The sequence below is a fragment of the Mucilaginibacter sp. UR6-1 genome (assembly GCF_020880975.1).
Classification (GTDB): Bacteria; Bacteroidota; Bacteroidia; order Sphingobacteriales; family Sphingobacteriaceae; genus Mucilaginibacter.
Genome location: NZ_JAJIWP010000001.1, coordinates 724,545 through 750,780, shown reverse-complemented (window position 1 = coordinate 750,780; position 26,236 = coordinate 724,545). Strand labels below are relative to the sequence as shown.

Annotated in this window: 13 protein-coding genes; 6 read left to right on the top strand and 7 right to left on the bottom strand. The window is 44.6% G+C overall.

The annotated features are described in order from the left end of the window. Nucleotides 1–208: 208 nt before the first annotated feature. From LJ707_RS03275 to LJ707_RS03265, 3 genes are read right to left on the bottom strand one after another with little or no spacing between them, the layout of a single operon-like run. Nucleotides 209–1,033 carry a maleylpyruvate isomerase family mycothiol-dependent enzyme gene (locus LJ707_RS03275; protein ID WP_228949304.1) on the bottom strand — a complete coding sequence of 275 codons (825 nt, stop codon included), beginning with the start codon at nucleotides 1,031–1,033 and terminating at the stop codon, nucleotides 209–211. 13 nt (nucleotides 1,034–1,046) lie between these two features. Then, nucleotides 1,047–2,228: a PLP-dependent aspartate aminotransferase family protein gene (locus LJ707_RS03270; protein WP_228949303.1), complete on the bottom strand. Its 1,182-nt coding sequence runs from the start codon at nucleotides 2,226–2,228 to the stop codon at nucleotides 1,047–1,049. A 27-nt stretch (nucleotides 2,229–2,255) separates the two neighbouring features. Next, on the bottom strand, nucleotides 2,256–2,684 hold the full coding sequence (locus LJ707_RS03265; RefSeq protein WP_228949302.1) for an OsmC family protein: 429 nt from the start codon (nucleotides 2,682–2,684) through the stop codon (nucleotides 2,256–2,258). 165 nt (nucleotides 2,685–2,849) lie between these two features. On the opposite strand from LJ707_RS03265, the gene LJ707_RS03260 reads away from it, so the two are divergent. The 6 genes from LJ707_RS03260 to LJ707_RS03235 all read left to right on the top strand — a co-directional run bounded on the left by LJ707_RS03260 (nucleotide 2,850) and on the right by LJ707_RS03235 (nucleotide 11,226). Next, on the top strand, nucleotides 2,850–4,088 hold the full coding sequence (locus LJ707_RS03260) for a nucleoside recognition domain-containing protein (protein ID WP_228949301.1): 1,239 nt from the start codon (nucleotides 2,850–2,852) through the stop codon (nucleotides 4,086–4,088). Between the two features lie 127 nt (nucleotides 4,089–4,215). Further along, nucleotides 4,216–8,403 (top strand): PKD domain-containing protein, encoded by a 4,188-nt coding sequence (locus LJ707_RS03255; protein WP_228949300.1) that lies wholly within the window; start codon nucleotides 4,216–4,218, stop codon nucleotides 8,401–8,403. A gap of 42 nt (nucleotides 8,404–8,445) precedes the next feature. Then, nucleotides 8,446–9,468, top strand: a complete 1,023-nt coding sequence (locus tag LJ707_RS03250; RefSeq protein ID WP_228949299.1) for a PorP/SprF family type IX secretion system membrane protein — start codon at nucleotides 8,446–8,448, stop codon at nucleotides 9,466–9,468. Between the two features lie 32 nt (nucleotides 9,469–9,500). After that, complete coding sequence (locus LJ707_RS03245) at nucleotides 9,501–9,911, top strand: hypothetical protein (RefSeq protein ID WP_228949298.1); 411 nt, start codon at nucleotides 9,501–9,503, stop codon at nucleotides 9,909–9,911. Between the two features lie 10 nt (nucleotides 9,912–9,921). Beyond that, the gene (locus LJ707_RS03240; protein WP_228949297.1) at nucleotides 9,922–10,329 is read left to right on the top strand and encodes an OsmC family protein; all 408 of its coding nucleotides are present in this window, start codon (nucleotides 9,922–9,924) and stop codon (nucleotides 10,327–10,329) included. A 354-nt stretch (nucleotides 10,330–10,683) separates the two neighbouring features. Continuing rightward, nucleotides 10,684–11,226 carry a hypothetical protein gene (locus tag LJ707_RS03235; RefSeq protein WP_228949296.1) on the top strand — a complete coding sequence of 181 codons (543 nt, stop codon included), beginning with the start codon at nucleotides 10,684–10,686 and terminating at the stop codon, nucleotides 11,224–11,226. Between the two features lie 65 nt (nucleotides 11,227–11,291). Here LJ707_RS03235 and LJ707_RS03230 read toward each other — a convergent pair whose 3' ends face one another. The 4 genes from LJ707_RS03230 to LJ707_RS03215 form a co-directional block, all read right to left on the bottom strand. Beyond that, complete coding sequence (locus tag LJ707_RS03230) at nucleotides 11,292–13,775, bottom strand: phosphocholine-specific phospholipase C (RefSeq protein WP_228949295.1); 2,484 nt, start codon at nucleotides 13,773–13,775, stop codon at nucleotides 11,292–11,294. An 88-nt stretch (nucleotides 13,776–13,863) separates the two neighbouring features. Next, on the bottom strand, nucleotides 13,864–16,557 hold the full coding sequence (locus LJ707_RS03225) for an alpha-L-rhamnosidase (RefSeq protein ID WP_228949294.1): 2,694 nt from the start codon (nucleotides 16,555–16,557) through the stop codon (nucleotides 13,864–13,866). 152 nt (nucleotides 16,558–16,709) lie between these two features. Continuing rightward, nucleotides 16,710–18,689, bottom strand: a complete 1,980-nt coding sequence (locus tag LJ707_RS03220; RefSeq protein ID WP_228949293.1) for a hypothetical protein — start codon at nucleotides 18,687–18,689, stop codon at nucleotides 16,710–16,712. Beyond that, on the bottom strand, nucleotides 18,677–26,230 hold the full coding sequence (locus LJ707_RS03215) for a carboxypeptidase-like regulatory domain-containing protein (RefSeq protein ID WP_228949292.1): 7,554 nt from the start codon (nucleotides 26,228–26,230) through the stop codon (nucleotides 18,677–18,679). Before LJ707_RS03215 ends, LJ707_RS03220 begins: the two co-directional genes overlap by 13 nt. Nucleotides 26,231–26,236: the final 6 nt, after the last annotated feature.

The following is a 26,236-nucleotide window of genomic DNA, read 5'->3' as shown; positions in this document are numbered from 1 at the left end:
GCCATGCGGCCTAACTGCAACTTAAGCACAACTTTAAGTTTTAAGAATTTGATGAAATATTGATGAAATATTAAAATTAATTCATTGAACAATAAGCTTTAAACCTTTTCGTTAACACTTTTATAATTCAACGTTTAAACATTTTGTTGTTTTGCCAACAATCATAGTAAAGTGAACTCTATTAAATACACTTTGTAGCAAGAGGGGTTCAAGCCATGACAGCTATGCTGCTAAAAAATTGCTGAGCAAGGAGTATGTTACCTTCAATTAGTGAATGCTGTTGCACCTGTTGCGGAGATAGTGCTTTAGTAAACATTTGCCACGCTGCTTCAGGCTTAATGGTTATGGTAGTGGTAGCTCCATTATCAAAGTTCTCAATTAACCGCCAACCTGATTCATGCTTGTGTAAGTACCAAACATCGCCGGTTATATTAATATTGATTACAGTTCCATACGGTGCATCAACATAGCGATAGTTGTAAGGCAAGGCCTGTATAAAAGTGGTAATACAAGGATAAAACAACTCACGCGTCAACAAAATATTACTGCCAATAGCATGGCGTATTTGCTGCTGATGGTGCCATTTTTCGGTATATTCCCTTGCTATATGAAACCAGTTGAGAGATTGCTCCTCACCTGCCCAGGCTACAGGGTATAAAGCCGGCGCAAACGGATCAAGTGATGAAAGGTATTGATAATATTCAGGTCCGGTAGCCTCCAGCATATCTGTTATCTGTTCAGGGCTTACCCTATCCATAGCCTCAACCCAAACGGCATTAAGCCGGTTAAGATAACTTACCAGATCAGGATATGAATTAATATTTTGAGGCGGTTTTCCGCTGTGATTGTGCATGGCAGATATTGCCCGCATATTGCCATCAAGCAAATGGGCTGCTACATCCTTAACCGTCCATAATTTTGCAACTGTAGGCTTTTGCCAGTCGGACGGTGAGAGCGAACGCAGCATTTCAATAAGCAGCCTGTCCAACACCGGAAATAAATGCAAGGTAGGTATCGGTATCAGGCTGCTCATTATAGCTACATAATTATTTAGTGCTTTGCGCTAAAGCTTGTTCAATATCAGCAATAATATCATCAACATGCTCTAAGCCGGTTGATATACGGATAAGTCCCGGCGTAATACCTACCGATAAGCGCTCATCTTCAGTTAATTTTGAGTGGGTTGTGCTGGCGGGGTGCGCTGCAATACTACGTGTATCGCCAAGATTAGCGGTAACTGATATCATATTTAATGAATTCAGGAATTTAGCACCTGCTGCCGAGCCGCCTTTAATCTCAAAACAAAGCACACCGCCACCGGCTTTCATTTGCTTTATGGCTATTGCGTATTGTGGATGGCTTGGCAAAAACGGATATTTTACCCATGAAACCGCCGGATGCTGCTCCAGCACCTCGGCAACCTTAAGGGCGTTTTTGCTGTGGCGCTCCATACGTACATCAAGCGTTTCTAAACTTTTGCTTAATACCCAGGCGTTAAAAGGCGATAAAGCAGGCCCGCTATGGCGGCAATACAGGTAAATCTCTTTAACCAGATCGGCACGGCCAACAATAACACCGCCCAGTACACGGCCTTGTCCGTCTATCCATTTTGTAGCAGAGTGAATTACCAGATCAGCCCCAAAATCAATAGGACGCTGAATTACAGGTGTTGCAAAGCAGTTATCAACATTTAGTATGATGTTATGCTTTTTAGTAAACTGCCCTGCCCACTCCAAATCAATAATGCCTATTTGCGGGTTGGTTGGTGTTTCAAGATACACCATTTTAGTGTTAGGTTGCACAGCGGCCTCCCAGGCAGCTTTATCATCAGCCGGTACTAATGTACAGGTGATGCCATAACGCGGAAAATATTTTGTTACAATGGTAAAGGTACTGCCAAATACCGAGCTGCAGCATATCAAATGGTCGCCTTGCTTTAACAGGGCAAAAAATGATGAAAATATAGCGCTCATACCTGTGGCGGTGGCAAAGCCATCCTCGGCACCTTCAAGTGCACACATTTTATTGATGAACTCATCAACATTAGGATTGCTGAAACGGCTGTAAATGTTCTCTTCAACCTCGTCGGCAAAGGCCGCACGCATGGTTTCAGCATTTTCAAAAGTAAAGCTACTTGTTAAATAAAGTGGTGTAGAATGCTCTTTTTGAGCAGTTTTTGATGTTTGTATACGTATCGCTTTGGATATCGGGTTCAACTGATCTGACATGAGAAAAAAGAATGTAAAAATTAAACACTACTCGGCCGGGTGTATAAACACCTGCCAGGTTATGGCGGCACCGGCTTTTTCTAAGGTTGCCGCTACCGAACAATATTTATTAATAGAAAGGTCGGCGGCACGCTGTGCTTTATCGGCATCAATAGTACCGTATAAGTGAAATTCAATATCCACATTTTGCCACAGTGAAGGCTCTTTGCCTGCCTCACGGTTGCCATTGATCACCATCTTATAGTCCTTCACATCCTGACGCTGTTTTTTCAAAATACTGATCACATCAATGGCTGAGCAGCCACCTATTCCCATCAGCAACATCTGCATCGGGCGAACGCCAAAGTTATCGCCGCCGCTTTCGGGGCTGGTATCCATACATACGGTGTGTCCGTTCTCGTCATACGCTTCAAAGCCATAATCGCCATGAACGCGCGAAAGTTCTATTTTAGGCATAGTGTATTATATAATACGGCTAAGTTATAAATTTAACGGTTTTATATAGTAACGATACCTGCTTTATGTTTTTATTATGATGTTTTTGCGGGATGTTGCGCATACACCGGCCGCTTTAAAATTTTAATAAAAACACTATCTTCACGCACCGTAGCACAATATCGAATGGTTTTAAATTACATCTGGATAGCTTTTTTTGTGATCGCCTTTATAATCGGGCTCATTAAACTTGTTTTTTTAGGTGATACCCAGATATTTCAGCAAATGGTTGAAGGGGTGTTCAATTCATCCAAATCATCCGTTATGGATATTGCCCTGCCGCTGATAGGGAATATGGCATTTTGGCTTGGTATACTTAACGTTGCCGAAAAAGCAGGAGCGATCAACTTACTTTCGCGCATTGTGGGGCCTTTTTTTCAACGTTTATTTCCGGAAGTACCCAAAAATCATCCTGCCACAGGCCAGATGCTGATGAACTTTTCGGCCAACATGCTTGGGTTGGATAATGCCGCCACTCCCCTTGGCCTTAAAGCTATGGGCAGCCTTCAGGAATTAAATAAGGATAAGGAAACCGCCTCGAACGCGCAGATCATGTTCCTGGTACTGCACACATCAGGTTTGCAGTTGCTGCCGGTAACCATTATTGCGCAAAGGGCTATACTGGGTGCAGCTAACCCCGCTGATGTGCTCATTCCATGCATTATCGCTACTTACGTTGCTACCGTTGTTGGTATTATTGCCGTATCAATAAGGCAAAAAATCAATCTGTTTAACCGGGTTATATTGGGCTGGATAGGCGGACTGACCTTGTTTATTGCCACTTTTATATGGTACGTAACAACGCATTTAAGTAAAGAGCAAATAACGCTGGTATCAAATGTAACAAGCAACTTTTTGCTTTTCCTGATACCAGTAGTGATTATTTTAGGCGGACTCAGAAAGAAAATTGATGTTTTTGATGCTTTTATTGAGGGCGCTAAAGGCGGCTTTGAAACATCAGTGAAGATAATACCTTACCTTGTTGCCATGCTGGTTGCCATCAGCGTATTCCGCACCTGCGGCGCGCTCGATTATATTAATGATGGCGTGCGCTGGGTGGTTACCCGTTTTAATGCCGATCCCCGCTTTGTTGATGCTATGCCTGTTGCCTACATGAAACCTTTAAGCGGTTCAGGCTCAAAAGGTATGATGATAGATGTTATGAAAACCTTTGGCCCCGACAGCTTTGCCGGTCGCCTGGCCAGCACCTTTAATGGTTCGGCTGATACTACCTTTTATATTGTTGCCTTATACTTTGGCTCGGTAGGTATAAAACGCTCGCGCTATGCTATTCCGGCAGGCTTACTTGCTGATCTGGCGGGGGTAATTACAGCCATCCTGGTGTGCTATCTTTTCTTTGCCTGATAGCTTAAAAACGTAACTATTCAGCTTTAATTCCGTACAAGAAAGCAAAACTGCTATTTAACTGCTGCCTGTTAAAACGTAAGTGAAATTTACAGGTTTGCATAACTGCTTTTATCTACGGAGTTATATGGATAAACTTTTTACCCGGGTTCTTCTTTTACTGACTATTATTATTGGCAGTGCAAACACTGCACTGGCACAAACCATAACCTTGCGTCCTGTTGATCCGGGGCCTTACGGTCAGGGTTCAAGCATAGGTGTATCCTTCAAAATTGACTATACAGGCGGGTATTTTACACGTACAGGTAATACTTTTAGACTCCAGCTTTCAGATGCCAACGGCAATTTTGGCAGCGCGGTTGAAATAGGCTCATATACGGGCTTTTACAATACTTACATTAATGGTGTTATCCCTTCGGGCACCCCTGCGGGCAGCAGTTACCGGATACGGATAATAGCAAATAGCCCTGCCGTAACAAGCACCCTATCAAATACATTTTCAATTGTTGGTTCACAAGGCAATACACCAGGTATTAACTCATCAGCCTACCTGCAAAACACCCCCGATGTGTGGGGGCTTTGCGAGGGTATAAACAACCGCACATTTACCTTTACCAATTCCAACAGTAGTGCTACTGTTACCGCTAAAATGTACAACGAGGGCAATAACACCGCCCTGCCAGATCTGAATTTTTCGCCCGGTGCAAGTTTTACAGCTTCAACAACTAACTATACTATCATAGCGCGCGCAGAAGTTGGTGGCGTTATCGGCACAAAGGCTTACCCCTTGATAAACAACCGTGTATTTACCAACCTGGGTACATCAGGCAGTAACATTGTTTGTAAGAATGATAACACAGAACTGCCCTTTTTTATTGATTACGAATCAAGCGCGGGTATACAGAACAATTTTCCGGGTTTAACTTACCGTATAAGCTACGGCGACGGAACAGCAGTTCAAACTTTTACCATTTTCGATATCAGGAATCAGGAAGGTCGGCTTACACACATGTACACACAATCAAGCTGTGGTTTTGATGCCGGGGGGGATAAAAAAGGCGTATTTAGGGTGGAATTACAAAGTGTCAATCCATATTGCGGTAATGTAGGTACAACATCGCCGCAGTTTGCACAAGTGCTTGAGCCTGCTGTAAATAAATTTAATGTAGCTGCAACTGGCTGCGTGGGCAAAGCGGTTGAATTTACTAATATCTCAAATCCGGGTCAAAGCCCAACTTCAAGTACTGGTTCTTGCGAAAATCCAAATGCGCTATATACCTGGAAATTTGGCGACGGCACACAAGTAACCAACAAACGATATAGTGACCGTATTACGCACGTTTATACAACACCCGGTCAGTATACGGTAACCCTGGTATTTCAGCCGAGCGCTAATGATAAATGTGATGTGGCAGACTATACCATGAATATATGTATAGTAAACCCGCCGGTACCAAAATTTACTATTACGGCAACAGGTTGTACTGATAACAACATATCGGTTACCAATACTTCTACTTATGATAATACAACCACCTGTACTACCATAACCCCAACTTACCGCTGGACTGTTACTCCGGCAACCGGCTTCACTTATACCGCCGGCACAAGTGCTACAAGCGCAAGCCCGGTGTTCAGGTTTACACAAGCCGGTAAATATTCAGTACGGTTAACTATCACCGGTGGCTGCGATGCCATACAATCTGCCCCGCAGGAGATCATGGTTGATGCTACACCAACCGTAACCCTCTCTCCTGCTGTTACCTTTTGCCAGGTAAAACTGGATATCCCTTTTAACGAAACTGCTGACAAGACCAAAACAGTTATCACCGGTACGGCCGAAAATGAATCGCCCAATTACGAATGGACATTCCCTACCGTACCGGCGGGCGCAACTCAACCGGTGTTTATTAGTGGCTCAACTAAAAATTCACGTTACCCAACCATCCGTTTTGATGGGGCCGGTACTTATGTAGTTAAAGTAAGGCATCAAAATAATTGCGGTGTAATGGTTGAGCGTACCCAGCAGATCACCCTGCGCAATGCACCACAGCTTGACCCCAAATTCACAGCGCTGATATGCCCGGATGATGTATCAAACCTTGATGCCAACTTAACGGCGGGTACTTACAACACCCTTACCTGGCAAAGTACTGATGCCAATGGTGTTTTTGGTAACAGAAATAGCCCGACTACAACTTACAAGCCATCGGCGGCAGAGATAGCCGCCGGTAAAGCCACATTAACGCTAACTATCACTACTGATATCAGTGGCTGCGAAAGCATCACATCATCACCGCTTGTGGTTTCAATAAAGCCTGTAAATGATATAACCAGCGCTACTTCAAAAAACATATGTACCAATACAGCGCTTAATTACACTATAACATCACCCGTTGCAGGCAGTACCTACGAGTGGAAGGTTGTAAGCAACTCGCCATCTGTTTCGGGTTACACAGCATCAGGTACCACAAAAACCATTAATGATGTTTTGATTAACAGCTCAACTGATATAGGCTCGGTAGTTTATGAAATAACGCCAATTAACGGTAACTGTACCGGTAATGTACACCGCCTTACCGTAAGGGTTGACCCTGCCCCCCGCCCGCAATTTGAAATAGTGGGCAACAATTACGGTTGCGGATCAACCACTATTACTTTCAGAAATACCTCTGCATCAACAACAGGACGCTTTTTGTGGGATTTTGGTGATGGTAATGGCCAGGTAGAAATAAACGATGCTGAGTTTACCCGCACGTTTGAACCCTTTACTAATGGTGATGGCTCCGACCGTATTTACCAGGTAACCTTAACCCAGCAAAACTCTTGCTCACCGGCTACTACCCCTGCGCAAAGCATCCGCATAAAGCCGTTGAACCCTGTACCGCTGATAGCTAACGCGCCGGTTAAAACAAATGATAACGGTTCAACAGTTGATTGCGGTTCATTCACATTAACGGTAAAAAACAATTCAAAGGGTACCGACGAAACATACGTTTTCAGGTTAGAAGATGAGGATGGCAACCTGGTAGCTACCAGCATCGCTACGCCAAACCAGATCACAAAAAACGACAAAAGCGACGCCGTTTTCAGGGTTGTACCGGTTGAAACTACTACCTATTATTTAAACATGACGGCTACTAACCGTTGCGGCAACTCAGCCTCTATCCCCTTCAGGTGGCCTGTAAATGTTTCGGTATCCGGCGTATCAGTTATGACCATACGCGGCGGCCAAAAACAAGCCTGTGTAAATGAGGAGGTAGTTTTTGAAAACGGTTCAATAGGCACAACCTATCGGTATACCATTTACAAGGATGATAATACTACGCCGTACCGTGAGTTTGGCGCACCGCTTGGGGCATCTCCGTTCAGATTTACAGAACCGGGTAAGTATAACGTTACTGTAACAGCTACCAATGGCGATTGCGGTGATGCAGCACCTTCAAGCTATAGTGCAAACCAGATAACCATATTGGCAACGCCAACAGTAACCTTTACCACAACATCCGAGAATTGCAGCAACGCCATTAAATTTACCCCTGTTGAAGCGGTTAACACAAGTTACGTTTACGCATGGGAGTTTGGCGACGGCGCAACATCAAATGATCCTAACCCAAGCCATATATATGCCACAAGCGGCACCTACAATGTTAAACTATCTGTTACTAATACATTAGGCTGCGGCGATGCTATAACACAACCGGTTGTGGTTAAGCCGGCTTTAAAAGCCGATTTCGCGGTATCACCGGGTCAGGAGATCACGATACCTGATTACCATTTTTCGTTTAAAGATAACAGCGATGGCAACCCCAGCGAGTGGTACTGGGAGTTTGGTAATGGCGCTACATCAACCCAACGTAATCCGGAATACACCTATCCGCAAACTGATATTGGTTCGCACGAAGTTAAACTTACCATTACCCGCCGTAACCCGGACGGCACCCCGTGTACTGATTTTATTGTAAAAACGGTTACTATCAGCGGTACACCCGGCTCTTTATACCTGCCTAATGCCTTTATACCAACAAATAGCAGCAGTGTGTTACAAACATTTATGGCAAAGGGTACCGGCATCAAAGCATGGCGTATGCAAATATTTAATAAATGGGGGCAGTTGGTTTGGGAAACTGATAAACTTGGCGCAAATGGCGAACCTGTTGAAGGTTGGGATGGCACATTTAAAGGCACAGCGGCACCGCAGGGCGCTTACATATGGCAGGTATCAGCAACATTTATAAACGGTACGGAGTGGAAAGGCATGTCATACGGTAACTCGCCGCCAAAACGAAACGGTGTAATAAACCTGATCAGATAACCAAAACAAACAAAAGCACATCTACTATATCCACTACTATAAATGAAAATACAAAGCAAATTATTGGTACTTGTTTTAATGCTTACGGCAATGAAAAGCTTAGGGCAGGATCATCAATATTCGCAGTTTTTTAATGCGCCGGTATATTTAAACCCGGCACTTAACGGGCAATTTGAGGGTAAGCTGCGCATGAGTCTTACCTATCGTAACCAGTACTCAACCATACCAGGTAACCTTAACTATTTGTCAGCTACTATTGACTATAACATACCACGTTTCGGCGGAGGCTTCGGCCTGATGTTTACCCGCAGCAGCGAGGGTACCGCCTATTTGCGTAAAAACAGCATTATGGGCATATATTCCTACAGCGTAGGTTCTGATGATTACGTATTGTCATTCGGATTAGCAGCGGGCGCCACCAACCGTTCGGTTGATATGAGCAAGCTTGTTTTTGGCGATCAGATAGACCCTAACTACGGTATCATACCCGGCCAGCAAACCTCAGCAGATCTGTTGGCCTATAACAGCCGCTTTTATTTTGATTCGGGCTTGGGGGTTAACCTGGTTACCGGTGGTTTTATGGTGGGTGCAGCGGCTTTTCACCTTAACCGGCCCAATGAATCATTTACGGGTACACCTGTAAAATTGCCAATGCGTATAGCTGCCCACGCCAGTTATCGTTACGATCTGAATAAGTATGATAACCTTGATGATTATGAAAAGTCATTTGTAATACCCTCGGTGGTATTTTACAAGCAAAGCAACATCAACTCATACAGCGCGGGCGTACAATACAAACGCCGTAGCGTAAATGCAGGCTTATGGTACCGTGGCGGTGCAGGCGGCCCAAGTGCCGTGGTGGTATCGTTTATATTTGACATATTTAAGAACCGTGAAAGCGGCGATAAATTACGCGTTGGCGTTAGCCATGATGTGCCCATGTCAAAACTAAGTTACGGCGGTACCAGCGGTACTACCGAGGGCAGTGTTGTGTATGAAACTCCTGGCAATGGCGATAGTAATTACAAGTTTAACGGTGCTTTGAGGTGCTACGATTTTTATTAAAAAATCAATAGTTTTAGTGCCCAATTGTAACCATGGAAAAGGATTATCATCAGCTAAAAAAGGCCAAGGGTAAAACAGCCCGTTTAGGCGTTTGGATTATTATAGCGCTTATAATATTGTTCGGGCTTATATTGGTGAGGTTTGCCACATCAGGCTCACAATCAAAAAACCTGTTTGGAGGTATGCCTTCAAAGCAGGATGCTTACGAGATAGCCAAGATCATCGTAAAACCCTCGCTTAAAGGAAGCAACGTAAAATTCTCGGATGAAGGGTTTGAGTTCGGTAAACGGTCAGACTCGGTATATGTAATACATTCATATGCCGATGTTACTACTGATGATAACTCGCAAACAAGGCAATACTTTAACATCACCATGAAATATAACGGAGGCCTTGCAACTAAAGCCAACAATTGGGAGTTACAAGGGTTAAACCTGCAGTAAATATATTATTATGGGCCAACAAAAAGAATCAGTACTTACCGCGAGATCGGTAACTAAAAAGCAGAACTATCAAACCACAATAACCAGCGGTAATAATACCATTATTGCCGATGAACCCGCCGATAAGGGCGGTGCTGACACAGGCATGGATCCCTTTGGCTTGCTATTAGCCAGCCTTGGCAGTTGCACCAGCATTACACTGCGGATGTATATTGACCGTAAGATGTGGATAGTAGATGAGATAACTGTTGATTTGGAATTATTTAGAACCGATGATAGCGTGCTGATAGAAAGGATGCTCAGCTTTAAAGGTGAATTAATACAGGAGCAGATTGACAGGCTTTTACAAATTGCCGACCACTGCCCTATCCATAAAATACTAACAGGAAATATTGGTATTTATACCACAGTGGCCTGAAAAAACTCAGGCCGGGAAAACCCGGCCTGAACCAATCACTCTAAAACAATCACCTCTAACCAAAAGAAGTATCTTTAAAGCTGCCCTAACAGGCGGCTTTAATATTTTTAACACTGCAAATTTAGCCATAAAAAATCGATTGCATGTTTAAACTTCTGTATTTTACCCCCTCCTGACATAACAATTTAGTTACACCAATTAATTAATACGCAACCATAAACTGCATTGTAGTAAAGCTAATTTTCATAATAATAATTACTGAATTACAACTTATAGAAATAAATTAGTGTGAAATAATTTAAACTAATTTCAAAAAGCGCCTGTTTATCAGATACATCTATAATACATGTTTTTATGAAAATACATCAGAATAACATACTTGGAGAGTTAGGCAGTGCCATTGGGAAAGGTATACTTGCCGGGTTGGCCGGTACTGCAGCTATCACATTATCACAACTGGTAGAGATGAAGATAACCAAACGCGAACCAAGTGAAGCCACTTTAAAAGTGGTTAAGGAAACTGCCGACGTAGAGCCCGTTAATGAGGAGCAGAAAGAAAAAGTATCGCAAGAGATACACTGGGCTTACGGTACTGCCTGGGGTGTAGCACGCGGCTTAATATCACTTACGGGTTTAAAAGGGCTACCTGCTACCGCTGTGCATTTTGCGGCAGTATGGGGAACCGCATTGGTACTGTTACCTAAATATAATGCCGCACCTCCTATAAATGAGGAAGAGCCTAAAGCCGTAGCTATTGATGCGCTGCACCATGCTGTTTATGCTACCGCCGCAGGTTTCGCTTTTGACGCGCTGGATGCCGGCAGCCGCAATGAGCGTAAGATACGCAGCATTTTGAAACACCTTAAAATTAAGGGACTGTTAAAGAAAATAAGATAAACAGGTGATGTGAACAAGCCCGGTACTTAATCGTCCGGGCTTGTTTGTTTATGACATATACATTTTTACGCGCCTATTAATGGATCGGTATAGCCATGCCTGCCGGTTTCTACCCTGCCTGCGTAACGCCTTGAAAATCTATCATGGCCTTGAATTGTTAGCACAAAATCGTACCATGAGTGGCTTTTTTGCAAGTTGATAAGCTGCTTTACAGTTTGCCCCGCCTTTACAGTTAGCTTTTGTGTACCCTGTTTGTAGGATTGATCTGCTATTGAAACGGTATAAGTATTTGTTTTACTATTGTTTACAACAATCAATTCAATATTTCCGGTATCTTGATACATTGCATTGACCAACAACTGCGGATCGTTTTTATCGCCGGTAAAATTTCTTGAAAACCCATTGGGGCCTGATAACTCCAGCTCATAACAGCCATCATCAAATGCATTTACCGGCCATGAATAACTGATCTCATCACCGGCTTTTACCGCGAATGCCCAGTTACGCATTATTTCAGCGGCCTTGCCCTCGTGATGGTAATTGCCCGGCGCGTAAACATTGAAAGGCGCTCCTGCCGATGATCCGGCTTTCATGTTAATGGTGATGCTGTCCTTTGCATTATTTAAATTTCCATCAGCATGAAGCTGGTATGGCAGCGCGCACGAATGACGCATACCCTTTTCCTGTTTTGGAAACGTACTTAGCGAGGCCGGTTGTTTATTAGCCGCAGCAATCTCATCGTTACTGAGCGCCTTAAAATTTGTTGGGGCTTGTTTGAACTTAGCACCGTAAATTGATTTTATGGTTTGATCGCGGTTTAGAGATACCGGGTAGCTAATCTTCTCGCCTTTATAAGGTCTGAAAACAGAGGTGAGATCACCGCATACCGTACGCCGCCAGTCGCTTATATTGTTTTCTTTAATAGTCTTATCTTTCTTTTTATTCAGGAAGGTTTCCAGAAATTGCAGGCATGAGGTATGGTCAAATACCTGGGAGTTTACCCATCCGCCACGGCTCCACGGAGAGGCTACAACCATAGGCACACGATAACCCAAACCTATCGGGCCCTCGCGGCGATATTTTTCAGGAATTCCACTTTGTGCCTGTTCGGCATCGGTTACATGCTCAACGGCGGTATCTATCCCTGCGGAAGTTTTACCTGTTTCGGGTTTGGCCGAATGCGGGGGAATGAATGGTGCTACGTGGTCAAAGTAGCCATCGTTTTCATCATAGGTCAGTATAAAAATGGTCTTTTTCCAAATTTCAGGGTTTTGGGTAAGTATGTCCAGCACTTCGGATACATACCATGCCCCGTACCAAGGTGATGAGGGATGATCCGAAAAATTAGATGATGCCGCAAGCCATGATACCGTTGGCAGTTTACCATTCTTTACATCATCCCTAAACTGATGAAGCACATCGCCCTTAGGCACTTTTACTTCACGTTTTTCACCGTTCTCGGTATAACTAAGTGTTTCCAGCTCGTGATAATCAGGGTGGTTAACGTTGGTGACGAAAGCCCTTTTATGGATGCTTTTTTCATGATCGCTCAGCTTATCAAACCTATCCTGAGTCCACTCTGCCCTATCCCTAATTACTTGCTCGAGTTGCTTTTGCTTTTCGCTGATCTTAGTGATTAACTCTGCCGACTGCGGTTTTGACTTCATTTCATCCAGCTCCTTTTGCAGTTTAGCTTCAGCTTTGACCAGGTTATCCCTGTATGCTTTGTGCAGGCGTACGTTGTATTGCTTATAAAACTCCAGGTTGTTATCGGTAAAGTTACTCAGCCAGTCATCTTCCTCGCCGGTAAAGCCCACATCCAGGCTCAGCTCGTTCTGGTACACCTTCCATGATATGCCCGCTTCTTCAAGCCGTTCAGGAAAGGTTTTGGCGGTCAGATCGCGGTAGTTGAGTTGATCATTATATACCAGCGCCGGTGAACCTATCTCCTGCTTTTCGCGGATAGTACCAGCCCAAAAGTAGGACCGATTAGCGCTTGTACCTGTCAGCGACGAACAAAAGTGCTGATCGCAAACGGTAAAGGCATCAGCCAGGGCATAGTAAAACGGAATGTCCTTCCTGTCATAATAACCCATGGTTAACGGCATGTGCGCATACTCCTTATTGCCCGATTTTTTACTTTCGAGCCAGCCATCCATTTTGCCGTTATTATGGGCATCAACCTGATTTTCCCACGAGTGCGGTAGCGACTGCATCCAGGTAGCTTTTGAATTTTTTATATCGAGATTAAAAGGCACATAAGTTTCTCCGGCTTTGTTGGTTTGCAGCCAAACTTTGTTTTTGTCAGGCAGGCGCATCGCCCGCGGGTCATCAAAACCCCGCACACCCTGCAAAGTGCCATAGCAGTGATCGAACGAGCGGTTCTCCTGCATTAGGAAAACCACATGCTCGGCATCCAGATAAGTAGAACCTTTTTCAGCATCAATCGCCAGCGCCTTTTGTATCGACTCGGGTAATACCGTGAACAAACCGGCAGACCCTGCCAGCATGGTTGCCTTTTTTATAAAATCTCTGCGTGTATCAGCCATAACTTTAAAAAAAGCTAATGTAAACTACAAATGCACCGGTAGTTTTAATAGTATATTAAGTTTATAATAATTAAACTTTGTTTAGAAATTATTGTACCATAAACCGGTATGATCCGGCTACTGCATGATATGGTTTTTCTAAACCGACACGTTTGCCGTTAAGCGAAACATTAACTAAACCTGACGGAAACGTTACATCAGCGGTTGAATTGGCAGGTACAACTACATCATAAACCACCTTACCCTGCTCCCGTTTCCATGATGAAGTGATTTTACCATACGGCCCTTTGTGGCTTGAGGTAAAATAGCTTAAACCCTGCACAAAATTCGGCCTGAGCAATATATTTTTAAAGCCCGGTTTATTTTCATCAGCCTTTATGCCACCCAGGCCCTTAAAGAACCAGCCGCCAATTTCGCCAAACATCATGTGGTTGAGTGAAATATCGCGCGGTGCATCCATGTCCCAGTTCTCCTGCAAAGTTGTCGCGCCGTTAACAATCCACCAACCCCATGATGGATAGGTATTCTGCGATGCCAGTTTGTAAGCTGTTTCTGCCTGGCCGTTATCGCTCAAGGCATTAAGCACGGCCTTTGCACCAAGTACACCAACGTCAATGTGCATGCCGTCCTGCGCTACGCGTTTGGCCAGGTTTTCGGCCAGTTTAAGGCGATACTCTTCAGGCACAACCTTCCATTGCAGGGCCATGCTTAGTTCGGTTTGTACGCCGCTGCAATATATGCATTTGGTTTTATCAAAGTACTTATTATTGATGGCCTTCCTGATTTTTGCTGCAAGAGCACTGTAATACTGCTGATCCTGTGTTTTACCAAGCAGAGCCGCCGCTTTTGAAAGTATGATAGCATCTACAAAAAAGTAAACTGATGAAGTGTACTCCAGTGATGATGATGATTTAACCGGCACCCAATCACCACGGCCAAAAGTGGTCAGGTTATTTGGGCTGATCTTGCTTACGTAGTTTACATAAGCTTTGATGTTATCATAATTATCGGCCAATGGTTTTATATCACCGTAAAACATATACAAGTTCCAGGGAATGACAGCGATGGTGCTTGTCCAGTCGGTACCGTTGGCAGTGCCATAACCCCAGCCGCCGGTTGGTATAATATCGGGCAGTACGCCGTTGGGCTGCTGCTCGTCGCGATGGTCGGCCATCCATTTTTCGTAAACCGTGATGCCATCGTAATTGAACAAACCGGTTTCAACGGCAAAATGCCCGTCGCCGGTCCAACCGTTCTTTTCACGCTGCGGGCAATCGGTCGGATAGCCAAACAAGTTTGACAGGTACGACGCGTTGCTGGCCGTCCACAACTTGTTTACCAGATCGCTTGAGGTATTTAGTTTACCCGCCTCCTCTACATCGCTGTGCATAAAGTAGCCGGTAATATCAGTTTTTTGAAGTTTGATAGGTTTATTACTGATTACCTCCACATACTGAAAACCCTTATAGTTGAAGCTCGGCATAAAATCAACCTCACCTTTGCCGTTCAGTATCACAATATCAGTTTGAAAAGGATCGGTATTATCTTTAGGGTGATAGTAAACATCAATGTTAGACATATCTACATGGCCATTTTTAGCCGGATCCTTGGTGTAAAGCTTTTCGCCGTGTTTCAATTTCACTACCGTACCGCTATCGCCGCGAAGTTTTACACTGGTAACACCGGCAAAGTTGCGCCCAAAATCAAACACATAATTGGTATCATTAAATTTTACAATGGATTTTGCGGGAATCTCCTCCACATTCCTGATCGGCACCATTACCTGGCTTACTATCTTTTTTGCTGGTGCAGCACGTAAGCCGGTTCCATCCCACTTGCTGTCGTCAAAATTCACGGTGTTCCAGCCGGGTATTTCTTCCCTGCTGTCATAATGCTCGCCGGTATAAATATTATTATAAACAATAGGGCCGCTGTGTGTTTTCCAGCTCTCATCGGTATAAATGGTTTCGGCAGAACCATCCTCATAAGTAATTTTCAGATCAAGGCAAAAGGTTGGCCTTTGTCGCCATGGGGCACGGTCAAAATTCCAAACGGCTATGGGTTGATGATTGTACCAGCCATTGCCCAACACCACACCAATGGCATTAGCGCCGTTTTTTAGCTGAGGCGTAACATCATAAGTTACGTACAGGTTCCGCCTGTCAAACCTGGTATACATCGGGTCAAGGCGGTGATTACCTATTTTGGTGCCGTTGATGAACAATTCATACAAACCCGCTACCGCGATATACGCACGTGCTGAACGGATCTTTTTAGCTGCGTTGAATGTTTTTCTGAAATAAGGCGCTTTAAGGTTGTTGATGCTTTTACCATCGCTTATCCAGTTGCCTGTCCAATTGGTCTGGCTCATCATGCCGGTTTCAAAGTAAGCAGTTTGGCTTTGGCTTAGAGGCTTACCATCTTTATCCCAGGTGCGTACCGCCCAATAGTAGCGTGTAAACGGCGCTAAAGCTTTGCCTTTGTAAGTAATTAAACTGGTTTGTGATGTTATTTTACCGGTATTCCAAACAACACCGTTGCCGGCCGCTAACTGCGCCGGATCTTTTGATACTAATACAGTGTAGGCGGTTTGCAAAGCACCCTGGCGTTTGTCTGCAAGTTGCCAGGCAAGCCTGGGGTGAATTTCATCAACCCCTATGGGCGAAACCAAATGCTCGCATTGGAGATTAACAGCACCTGATTGCGCCCTGGCGGGAACAACAAAGGCAGCAAAAGGTAAAATAAATAAAGCAAAACGCTGTAAAGTAATTCTTATACGCATCCGGTACAGATTAGACAATTAAGATATAGGATAATTTAATTGCCCCCAATATCGAAATATGTTTTGACAGATGCTGTAAAACTCTTGTTAGTTTAGGTGATTTATTAACAACGGATAAAGCCGCCCCGTTATCAGCAAGGCGGCTTGTATAATTAATTAGCTGCAGCAGGCATGCCTACCCAATTCTCTATTTCGCTCTCGTTGCCTGCCCCATCAACACAAACTACTGTAAAGTAAGGTTTGCTTCCGGCCGAGGCTGTATAGCTGCCTTTACCTTTATCCACCTCGGCAACCAAAGCGGTGCTGCCATCAGCATTAAGGCGGTAAATTTTATATTGTTTTACATCAACCTGCCCGGTTACATCCCAGCTAATGTTGGCGTTGCTGCCATCCTGCTGAACAATGATGCCGCCCGGTGATAATATTTTTGCGCGAAACGGCTGGTAAGTAACCTCTGCCGACCTATTAGTTTGACCGCCGGTTTTTATCAGACCCAAATAGTATGTATAACTTATGCCTTTTACCGCAGAGGTGTCTTCAAGATAATTTACGGTACTCTGCAACTGCTGCCCTATCGGCTTATATGCAGATGCAGGTTCATCTGCTTTTTTGCGATGAATAAGATAACCGCTATAAACCGTTTGCTGATCCTGTTGTAAAGGCCAATACAACAGCGGATGGCCGCCAACATCCTTAACCCGTAAACTAACTACATTTATTATAGCCGATGTGCCACTGATATTAGTAAATACTTTATTTGAACCCGCGCTTATATCGTATGATCTGTTTTCGGCCTTAACCATGTAGTAAAGGCTACGTTTACCCTTGCCGGTAATTGTATCACGGTATATCTCATAAAATTCGCCGGATACTGGTATCAAACCCGAAACCTGTTTCATGTGCGTACTATCACCATCGCTGCGAAACAGGTAATAGCCACGCGTATCTGCCGACATGCGGCGCCAGCTCAACACCGCGGTGTTACCATCAGCGTTTACTTTTAAGCGTTGAGGCGCAGTAGCCAGCCTATCGGCCTTGAGCATGCCCGGCACGCGGGCACTTGGGGTTGATGATACCCGGTCGCCGTTAAGTACCATAAAGTAGTAATAGGTTTTTATGGGCAATACTTTCTTGTCATAAAACACGGTATCCGATGGCTGCAAGCTGGCAATCAGATCGTACTTAGCGGTATCATAACTTTCTGATCGGTAGATATTGATGCTCTTTAAAAACTTTAGCGGCGCGAATTTCCAGGTGAGTTTAATGGCGTGCTGTTTTTCAACGCTGATGGCTTGCAGCCTTTCAACCGCGGGCAGGTTACTTGATACCATATTGGCCAGCCTTGCCGTGTCCGACGGTTGGCCTGCATTGCCATAAGCATCATACGGTACAGCATAGTATTTATACAGCAGATCCTTTTTAACATTGATATCAGTTATCATATAAAACCGCCTGTTGCTATCTGTGACCATATTAAATATGGCCGGCACCTCGGTGTATTCGGTTTGCATGTAATACTGGCGATACAGCTTTACCATGGCCGGTACCTTAGTATAACGACTATAATAGCGTATCACCACCTTGTTTTCATAAGGTTCGGCATAAATAGTTTGCAGCTTATAATCGTCAACGCGGCCACCACGGGTTATAGCGCGCACCAGTTGTTCCGCTTTTGTGTCAGCAGTAAAGCTGATCTTATAATCGTAAGTTTTACCGATAACGGCCGAGGTATCATTATAAACAGTGCCTGCCGCCTGTAAAAACGCAGGTTGTGAGGCATAATAATTCAGACTATCGGTAATGGCCTGCTTTTGCAGCATACGCCAGATAATGGGCCGCTTTGCCGCTTCCAGCGGTACTGCCGCGGGGTTTTGCGACATAGCCAGATCGTAATTAGCAAAAAACAAATTCGAGTCGGCCGGAAAACGGGTGCTTCCTACCGTTTGCCAGTTGTTTTTACCGGCATCGGCACGTTTAATAATGTAGCTGCCTTTTTTGGGCAATGTGGTACCACAGTATACATAAATACCGTTACCACCGCTTACCGCTACACTTGTTTGAGCACGCAAATTGTCGCATACACTTACAAAAAAGGCAAGCAATAACAGTTTAATTATGATTATTTTACGCATAGCGAGCTCATGTTTTCGTTACAGTCAGACATCAGTACTTTAAAGAAAGGTTCAATTTTAACGTTGCCCAAAACCTGGCTCGGACTTATATTGGTTGCACCGGCCAGCACGCCACCTGCATTTACTCCGGCGCGCAAGCCAAACATGGCCCCAAGCGTAAATCCTTTGTTAAAATCAACCAGGGTTGGTGATATACAATCAACCAGCACCGGTGTGCGCTGCCTGATGTAACCATCCAGGTGCAACGACATACACAGCGCCCCAATAAACACATAATCACCCAGCGGATCGGCATTTACCATGGTAGCGCTAAAGCGGCCCATAGCATTTAGTTTTACTTTCGCGCTCATCTCGGTACAAGTTAAACCACTGCCCAAACCCATTGATATTTCACCAAACACCGCCGGTGTGAATGATAGTTCGATGTTTTTGGTAAAGCTGCCGTAAAACGTAGCGTCAACCCCTACCTCAATGTTTATAAATGCGCTGGCTATCGGGAAGCCCGGCGGCACATCCAGCTTAAAGTTTACCGGGTCAATAACATCTTTACGGGCAGCAACCATAAAGCCTTTAAATGCCTTACCGTCACCCGTACCGCACGGATAGGTTTTGTTATACATAAACTGCGAGGTTTTATCGAACACAGCTTTTGGTATACTGTTATGGTAAGCGATCAATATCCCCGCCTTAAAAGGGAATATTAAAGGCACTGTCGGCACATTTACATCACCCGCCAACACAAAATAAAATCCCTGTGTGCCAAGCAATGTTTCGGCCATGCCCTTAAATTTCAGGCCGCCGGGTATGCTGATCGGCTCGCCGCCGGGACCTTCAATCTGCACGGTTCCCCGTATCTCTTTCTTAGGCCAGTCAAACACCAGTTCCATTTTGCCAAACGGTGTTTTTATGTTTGATAACTGCACCTTTCCATCATCCAACTGAATTTCACCGTAAACGGCAAATGTCATGTCCTTATCGCCAAAGCCACCACCCTGGTACTGGTTGTCCATTTTGCCGGTAAAGCGCAGGTAATCCCAATCATTATTGATAACTTTTGTCCATGTTTTTGAAACATTCATTATCATTTTGTTATTGCCGCTGCCACCCATTGCCATCGGGTAAACTGCCGCCCGCTGGTTAATAGCGATGGTGGCGTTACCGGAGGCATCAACATCCTTAGTCAGTTTTACCTCTAAATTATCCAGCTTGCCCGGTTCGGTAACCGTGCCCCATAGTTCAATATGTTTTTCACTCAATATTTTTTTACCATTATCCTTTGTAGGGTCAGTAAGTGAAGTGAACGTTACATAACCCTTACCAATATCAAATTTGATCTCTTTCAGATCAAGATCCCATTTTAGCTGACCGCCTGTACCGGCGGTATAGGTAAACCCGCCATATTGCGGTTCGAGGCGCGGTATACCAAAATCCATGTCCCCGGCCAGCTTAAAGCCGCCTTCGGTAGCTTCAAGGGCGATGGGTTTAAAGTTAACCGCGTTATATACTTTTACTGATGATGAATTGGTGGCGAAATCAATATACTGCTCACCATTGCTCACCAGCGTTACTGCTTCCAGATCAAGCGGTTTGGTAAAGCCCGGTAAATCTTTTATACTACCGGCAATACCGCCATACTGCCCCAGCAGGCGCAATACAAAGTGCTTTTTCAGATCGTTACCGGTACGTTCATCCAGCCCGAATACCACGTTGCCCGGGTTAACCTGCACATCTTTTATCCCACCCAGTTTTAGCTGACTCAGGTTTACATCATCTATCAGCATCTCATCGCTCCGCAGCCTGAATGTTTTGAACGATATGTTGAGCCCTGCCGTGGTTTGCACGTAGTTTTGTGATGCTGCCGTGGCCAGTATACCACCCTCCTCGGTAGCAGCTACCCATTTGCTGATCTTCACCTTCCAGTTTTCAAGGTTAAACTCAATAGGCTGTGCCGAAGTTACCGCGTCAACCGTAGTGGTGTTAAACGTAACCTTTGGCATTTTAACCTCAAGCGGCTTATCATCGGGTGTTTCGACGTTTGCTGTTATGGTTGGCTTAATATTGATCTTACTGTTGGTAAAGTAGCTGTCGGCCAATTCACTGGTTGCTTTAAAACCCAGGTACTTAAAGCTTAACGCCTTGCCTGTACTGTTTGAAAAATACCACACATGCGATGCCTGTACAGGTGCCTGTCCGCCGGTTTCGGTACCCGTTGTCGTATTGATCTGCAAACTATTGGTATAGCTATCGTTCTGTCTATCGGCAAAATAAAACTGTGAGTTGGTGAAGCTCATGTAGCTCTGCGGAAAGTTAAAGCTGTTATCAACAATATGCACCTTGCCATTTATCGCGCCCTTAAAAGCAGCCAGTTTTTTTATAGTGATGTTATTTGATGTAGCGCCAAAACGTACGTTGGCTGCTTTGCTCTCGCCCTTTATCATCACATTATACTCGTTAAAACGGCTTTTTAGCGTTACGTTTTCCAGTTCAACATCAGCTTCAGGTTCGGCATATAAAACACTGGCACTATTGCGCTTTTGTGCTGTATTCGCTTTTATGGCAACGTTGCTGAAAGTGATCTTATTGGCATTATCCCAATTGCGGAACTCGGCATCATCAGGCAACACAATCTCACCGCTGAGGTAAGTTTTACCATTACTTTTTTGTAACCCGGTTACTTTAATGGTATAACCAAGCAGGTGCGAAATATCCAGGTCGTTGTAATTAGTTAAATCGAAGTTGGTTTCCGCGTTGATAGTTGCCTGCCTGGTTTGCCCTACTATGAATTGCTGAGAAGATTTATTTGGTGCCGATACCGTAACATTTACTTTGCCCTTGATTGGGTTTTTAACACCATTTATACGGTACTTTCCATCGGCCCCGGTTATGGCGATGGCACTTGCCGAGCCGCTACCCTGCGTTACGCTAACCTCGGCATTTGGCAGTGGCGCGCCCGCAAGGGTTACGGTACCGTAAACGGCATCACCCTCGTCCAGTGTGATGTACACATTCTGGAAGTTTTTGGTTTCTACATTGTAAATGGTTTGCTCCTGCGGGATAAAGTTGGTATTGGCCGGAGGCGTTATCTTAACCCAAAAGTTTTGCTGACTGATGTTAGCGAACTGATAAGTTACATTACTGCCACCACCCGCTATCAAGGTGCTATCCAAAAGTTTAATTTTAGTGCCGGATAGCGGTACGATCTGCCCGTCCTTTCTTCTGCCTCGCACTATAAAGTTCATGCGGTGCTCACGGGTTATCAGCGTACGGGCACCTATTTTGTTCTCGCCCAAAGCCGGAGAATTGATGGTGACGGTATCGTTAAAATATTTCAGATCATTAGGTATTATAATCAGTTTGGCCTGTTTACCCGTTGGCACCGCCGCGCTGAATTTTTGGATACACATACCCGTCATGGTGCCGGTAAACACACTGCCCGATGGTGTAACCACAACCTTGTTATCTATATTTTTGGCTGCACTATTACTTATGCCACTTGTTGTACCAACATTTTTATTGTTAGTGCCCGCATTTAAGTTAGCATTGCCAACCGGATTGAAATTTTTATTTGAACCTGCCTGGTTACCTATGTTTACCTGCCCCGGCAGATTTACTACCGTTTGTCCGTTAAATACGGTGGTTGAATTATTGCCTGATGCAGAGCCGCCGCCTGATGGTGTAGTGCAATTACTGGTGGTTTCCTCTATCAAACCACTGCCTTCTACTTTATAAAGCGCGGGTATGCCTATGCTTTTGGCGTTCACCACAGTACCTGTAATAGTAGCTTTAGGTATAAAGTAAAAATTTTTAAAGATCTTTTGCCCCGGCTTCATATCAGGCAGGTTAATATTTACCCAGCCGTTAGTAATACTAAAATTCTTATCATCGTTGTTAACGGTTGTCATGGTAAAGGTGAAGCCATTAATATTTACTGTTGAACTTACCGGCGGGTTTTCAACTTTATTTGGCTCATACCCCCAGGCCGCGCAGCTCAATTTCCATTTACTGATGTTGGTGCCTTTTGGTGCCTGGTATACAAAATATCCACCCGGTAATAAGGGCACACTGATCTGCATACCTTTATCAGTAGCTATCCAAATGCCGCCCTCGGTAATACCATTTGTGCCGTTGGCATTCAATAACCTGCCGGCAATTATCGGCTCATCAGGCTCAAGTTCAACACTGTAATCTACAATAGGCTCTACATAATCGTTGTTAAAAGTACCTGTCGAACTTGAACTAACCAGGCGCGGATAACCATCTTTGTAGGATGAGAGGTTGTTGGCCGTATCATTAATTGAAGGATACATATCATAAGCCCTTTCGGCAAGCAGGTGCTTGAAAACGTTACGATTACTATCAGCCTGAGTAAAAAGCCTGTCAGCAAGTACGTAGTTATAACCACCGGATTTGCCCCTGTCGGTATAAATACGTGCCGGTACCTGTTCGCTTTCACCTTTCGGTATTACATCATTTTCTGAGCCTCTGCGTTTAAGCAGCAGGCCTACGCTGGTTAATACTTTATGATCATCCTTAGCCCTTACAACCACCCTGGCTATAAACGTTTTTACATCGCTATATAAAGTACCGGCATCAACCGTTTCGAGCGGGTTGATGATGATGTTATTCTCCGGACTCAGGTAATCCTTTTCATTTACTATCACACGATAGCACCGGATAAGTTTCATCGGGTTAGGCGATACATATTGGCCCTCGTACGGGTTATCATCAAACGCCGGATGCGGGCCGCCCATCTGGTTCATTTTACCCTGCAAGGCACCTTTTTGGGCACCAAGGCCATTAACCTGGTTGTTTACAAATGTGCCTTTTTCACCACCAATAAACACATTGCTGCTGTTAACATTTATCACGCCACCGCCAAATGCATTGGTCGCCTTATTATCATAAGGCATACTCGGATTCATGGAGTTATCCTTTACGTAATTATCTGCCGGATTAATTTTTGAATCGATAATCTCGGTCATTATCTCCTCAATAATATTTTTATCACCCTTAGCCTTCGGTGCTTCAGGTTTTTTGATGACCGGCACCGGCAGATTATATAGACCAGTAAAATTCTTTACCGAATCCCACAGAGGGATGTTTGTCATTTCAAATGAGCCGTCGGCCTTTGTTTGGCCAGCAGTACCGTTTACATCTCCAATAAAATTGGGCAGGTCTTTAAAGGTTTTTTCTGGCTCGCCTTGTATTTGGGTATTGTTACTGTTAACCGGTATTAAATTAGTTTTATCGCTCACTATATATTGCTTGCGGCTAATCGTGTCAGAAAGTACATAAACCGGCACCAGCCTGATCGACTTATTATCCAACGGCCTTGCACCGCCTACCCCATCCTTGTAGCGGTATAATATGCGGCCTTTAAGGTTAGCCAGCGGCGGATCGGCAGTTACCCAGTTAACATCTGTAGTAACATTGTAGCGAAATTTATTTATTTTCAGGTATGATGTCGGGCCAGGTTTTAAGCGGGTAACACCGCCCTTTGGCCGTTCGTACCGGAAAGGCTCATCAATAACCTTGTTGGTGCCGCTGTAAATACCTATCCAGTAAGTATCATCAGGCGAGTTGGCGCAAAGCAGGTTTTTAAAATTGGCTTCGGCGTGGGCTTTGCCTTGCTTGTCATAAACAATCCTGGTGGTATCAGTAGCCACCACCAAAATTTTAGCGTCCTCACCAAGTACAGGTTTCTTCAACCCCTCCTGTACTAATTTGTCAGCTTCATATTTTGGTATGTTGGCAGCTTTTTGTTTACGGTAAAGCACGGCTTTAAGCCCCGCCAAGCCTTCATTAACTACAACTATTTTCTTTCCATTTAAACTCGAACCGTCTGTATAGCCCTTATTTATATTAACTTTCAGATCATAAGCGTAAGCCGTGGCTACCATATCCCCGGCATCCTTTTGTTTGGTACCAAAAGTGATGCTTTGATCCGGGTCGGCCAGGTATGGATTGGCCAGCCTTACCTGGTAAACGGCCGACAAATTACCATTGCCCGGATAGTTTTGGGCGATGGATGCCGGCAGTTTTGCCGGTGTTTTAAAGCTGGCAAAATTAAAATGCACTTTACCATCCGCATCGGCAGTGCCTGTTGCTGCCAGTTCATCTTCACTGCCATATACCTCGGCGGCAGGTAAGGTATGATCGCTTATTTTACTACCAACGGTATCGCGCAGCCGGTATGATTTATACAGATATACCGTACCCTTGTATGGATATGTAGTGCTTTCGCCATCATATTTGTAAGCAATACGGGCATCAAGATTCAGTGTGTCTTTTAACGGCTCCGCATCATCAGCAATAATTTTGTATGTAAAGGGCACCTCATCTGATACCCCTATCAGCTTATTGGTTGCCCTTTCATACCCCTCTATTTTAACTATGTAACGCTGTCCGTTTTGTAATGGCACATCGGCCTTGGCAGCCTGGTAGTACATTGTACCATCCTGCATCTGCTTTTTAATGATGGTTTGCCCGCCTTTACTCACCAGCATGGTAAAACTGGTAACAGCGGGCCGGATTCCCGGCACACTGTCCCAACGAATGTAAAGGTCGCGGCTACTATTAACTTCTATCAGGTTTGGCTTGTTCTTAACATCTGTGCCTTGAGTTTGCTTGCCGTTAACGGGCACCAGTACCGGTATATTCGCTAAGTTTTCTGTTGATTGCAGTCCGTAACTAAATAATATTACCTCGCTGCGCCCGTTGTTTCTGAAAGCGCGCTGCCCCAGCGGATCAAATCCCTCAATCATCATGGCATAGCGCCTGCCCGGGGTAAGCTGCGGATCGGCCGGGTTGTATACGTACATATTGCCCATCACCTCCTTATCAAAAAAGTAAGGTTGTGTGGCGGTCATCAGCGCATCGTTCGGGTTGCTGTTGCCCAGTATCTCCACCATGCGGATGCGGTATTTGATGGTAGGCGGTGAACCCGCCGGCGTGCTCCAGCTTATCACAAAGGTTTGCCCTACGTTGGCCGACAGGTTTTCATCAGCATATGGCTTAATAATTACCGGCGGCTCCAGGTTATTGATGATGAACGGCGCACTGCAACCCAGCGGCTCATCAGCACTTAAAGGCTGGTTGGTATCATAATCATACGCGCGCAGGCAAAACTGGTAAGTACCTTCGGGCAGACCATTCTTCTTAATAAAGTCAGTTTGGTTGATGCCGGTATAATTTAGCTGCGTATAATCAAAAAAGTAAGCCAGATCATTACCGTTAAGGTTACGCACCTCGCCGGGGTTCAGTATCATTGCCGTTTTACTTTTATAGCTGGGTTTGGTACGTAGTTCAATACCATTATCGCCGGTTACCGCGCCACGTAACTGTATACGCTGCACGGTTCGGGATGTGTTGATGATATTGATCACTACCAACTGCGGCCGCGAACTGTAGTCAGTTATTTTATTAGGCACAGGCGGCAGTAACTGTACCGATACATTTACCTGCCCCCTAACATTGGCGGTAAACCCTAACAGGGCAATCAGTATCAATATAAATCGGGTGTGTATATTTTTGATCTTCATGTGATG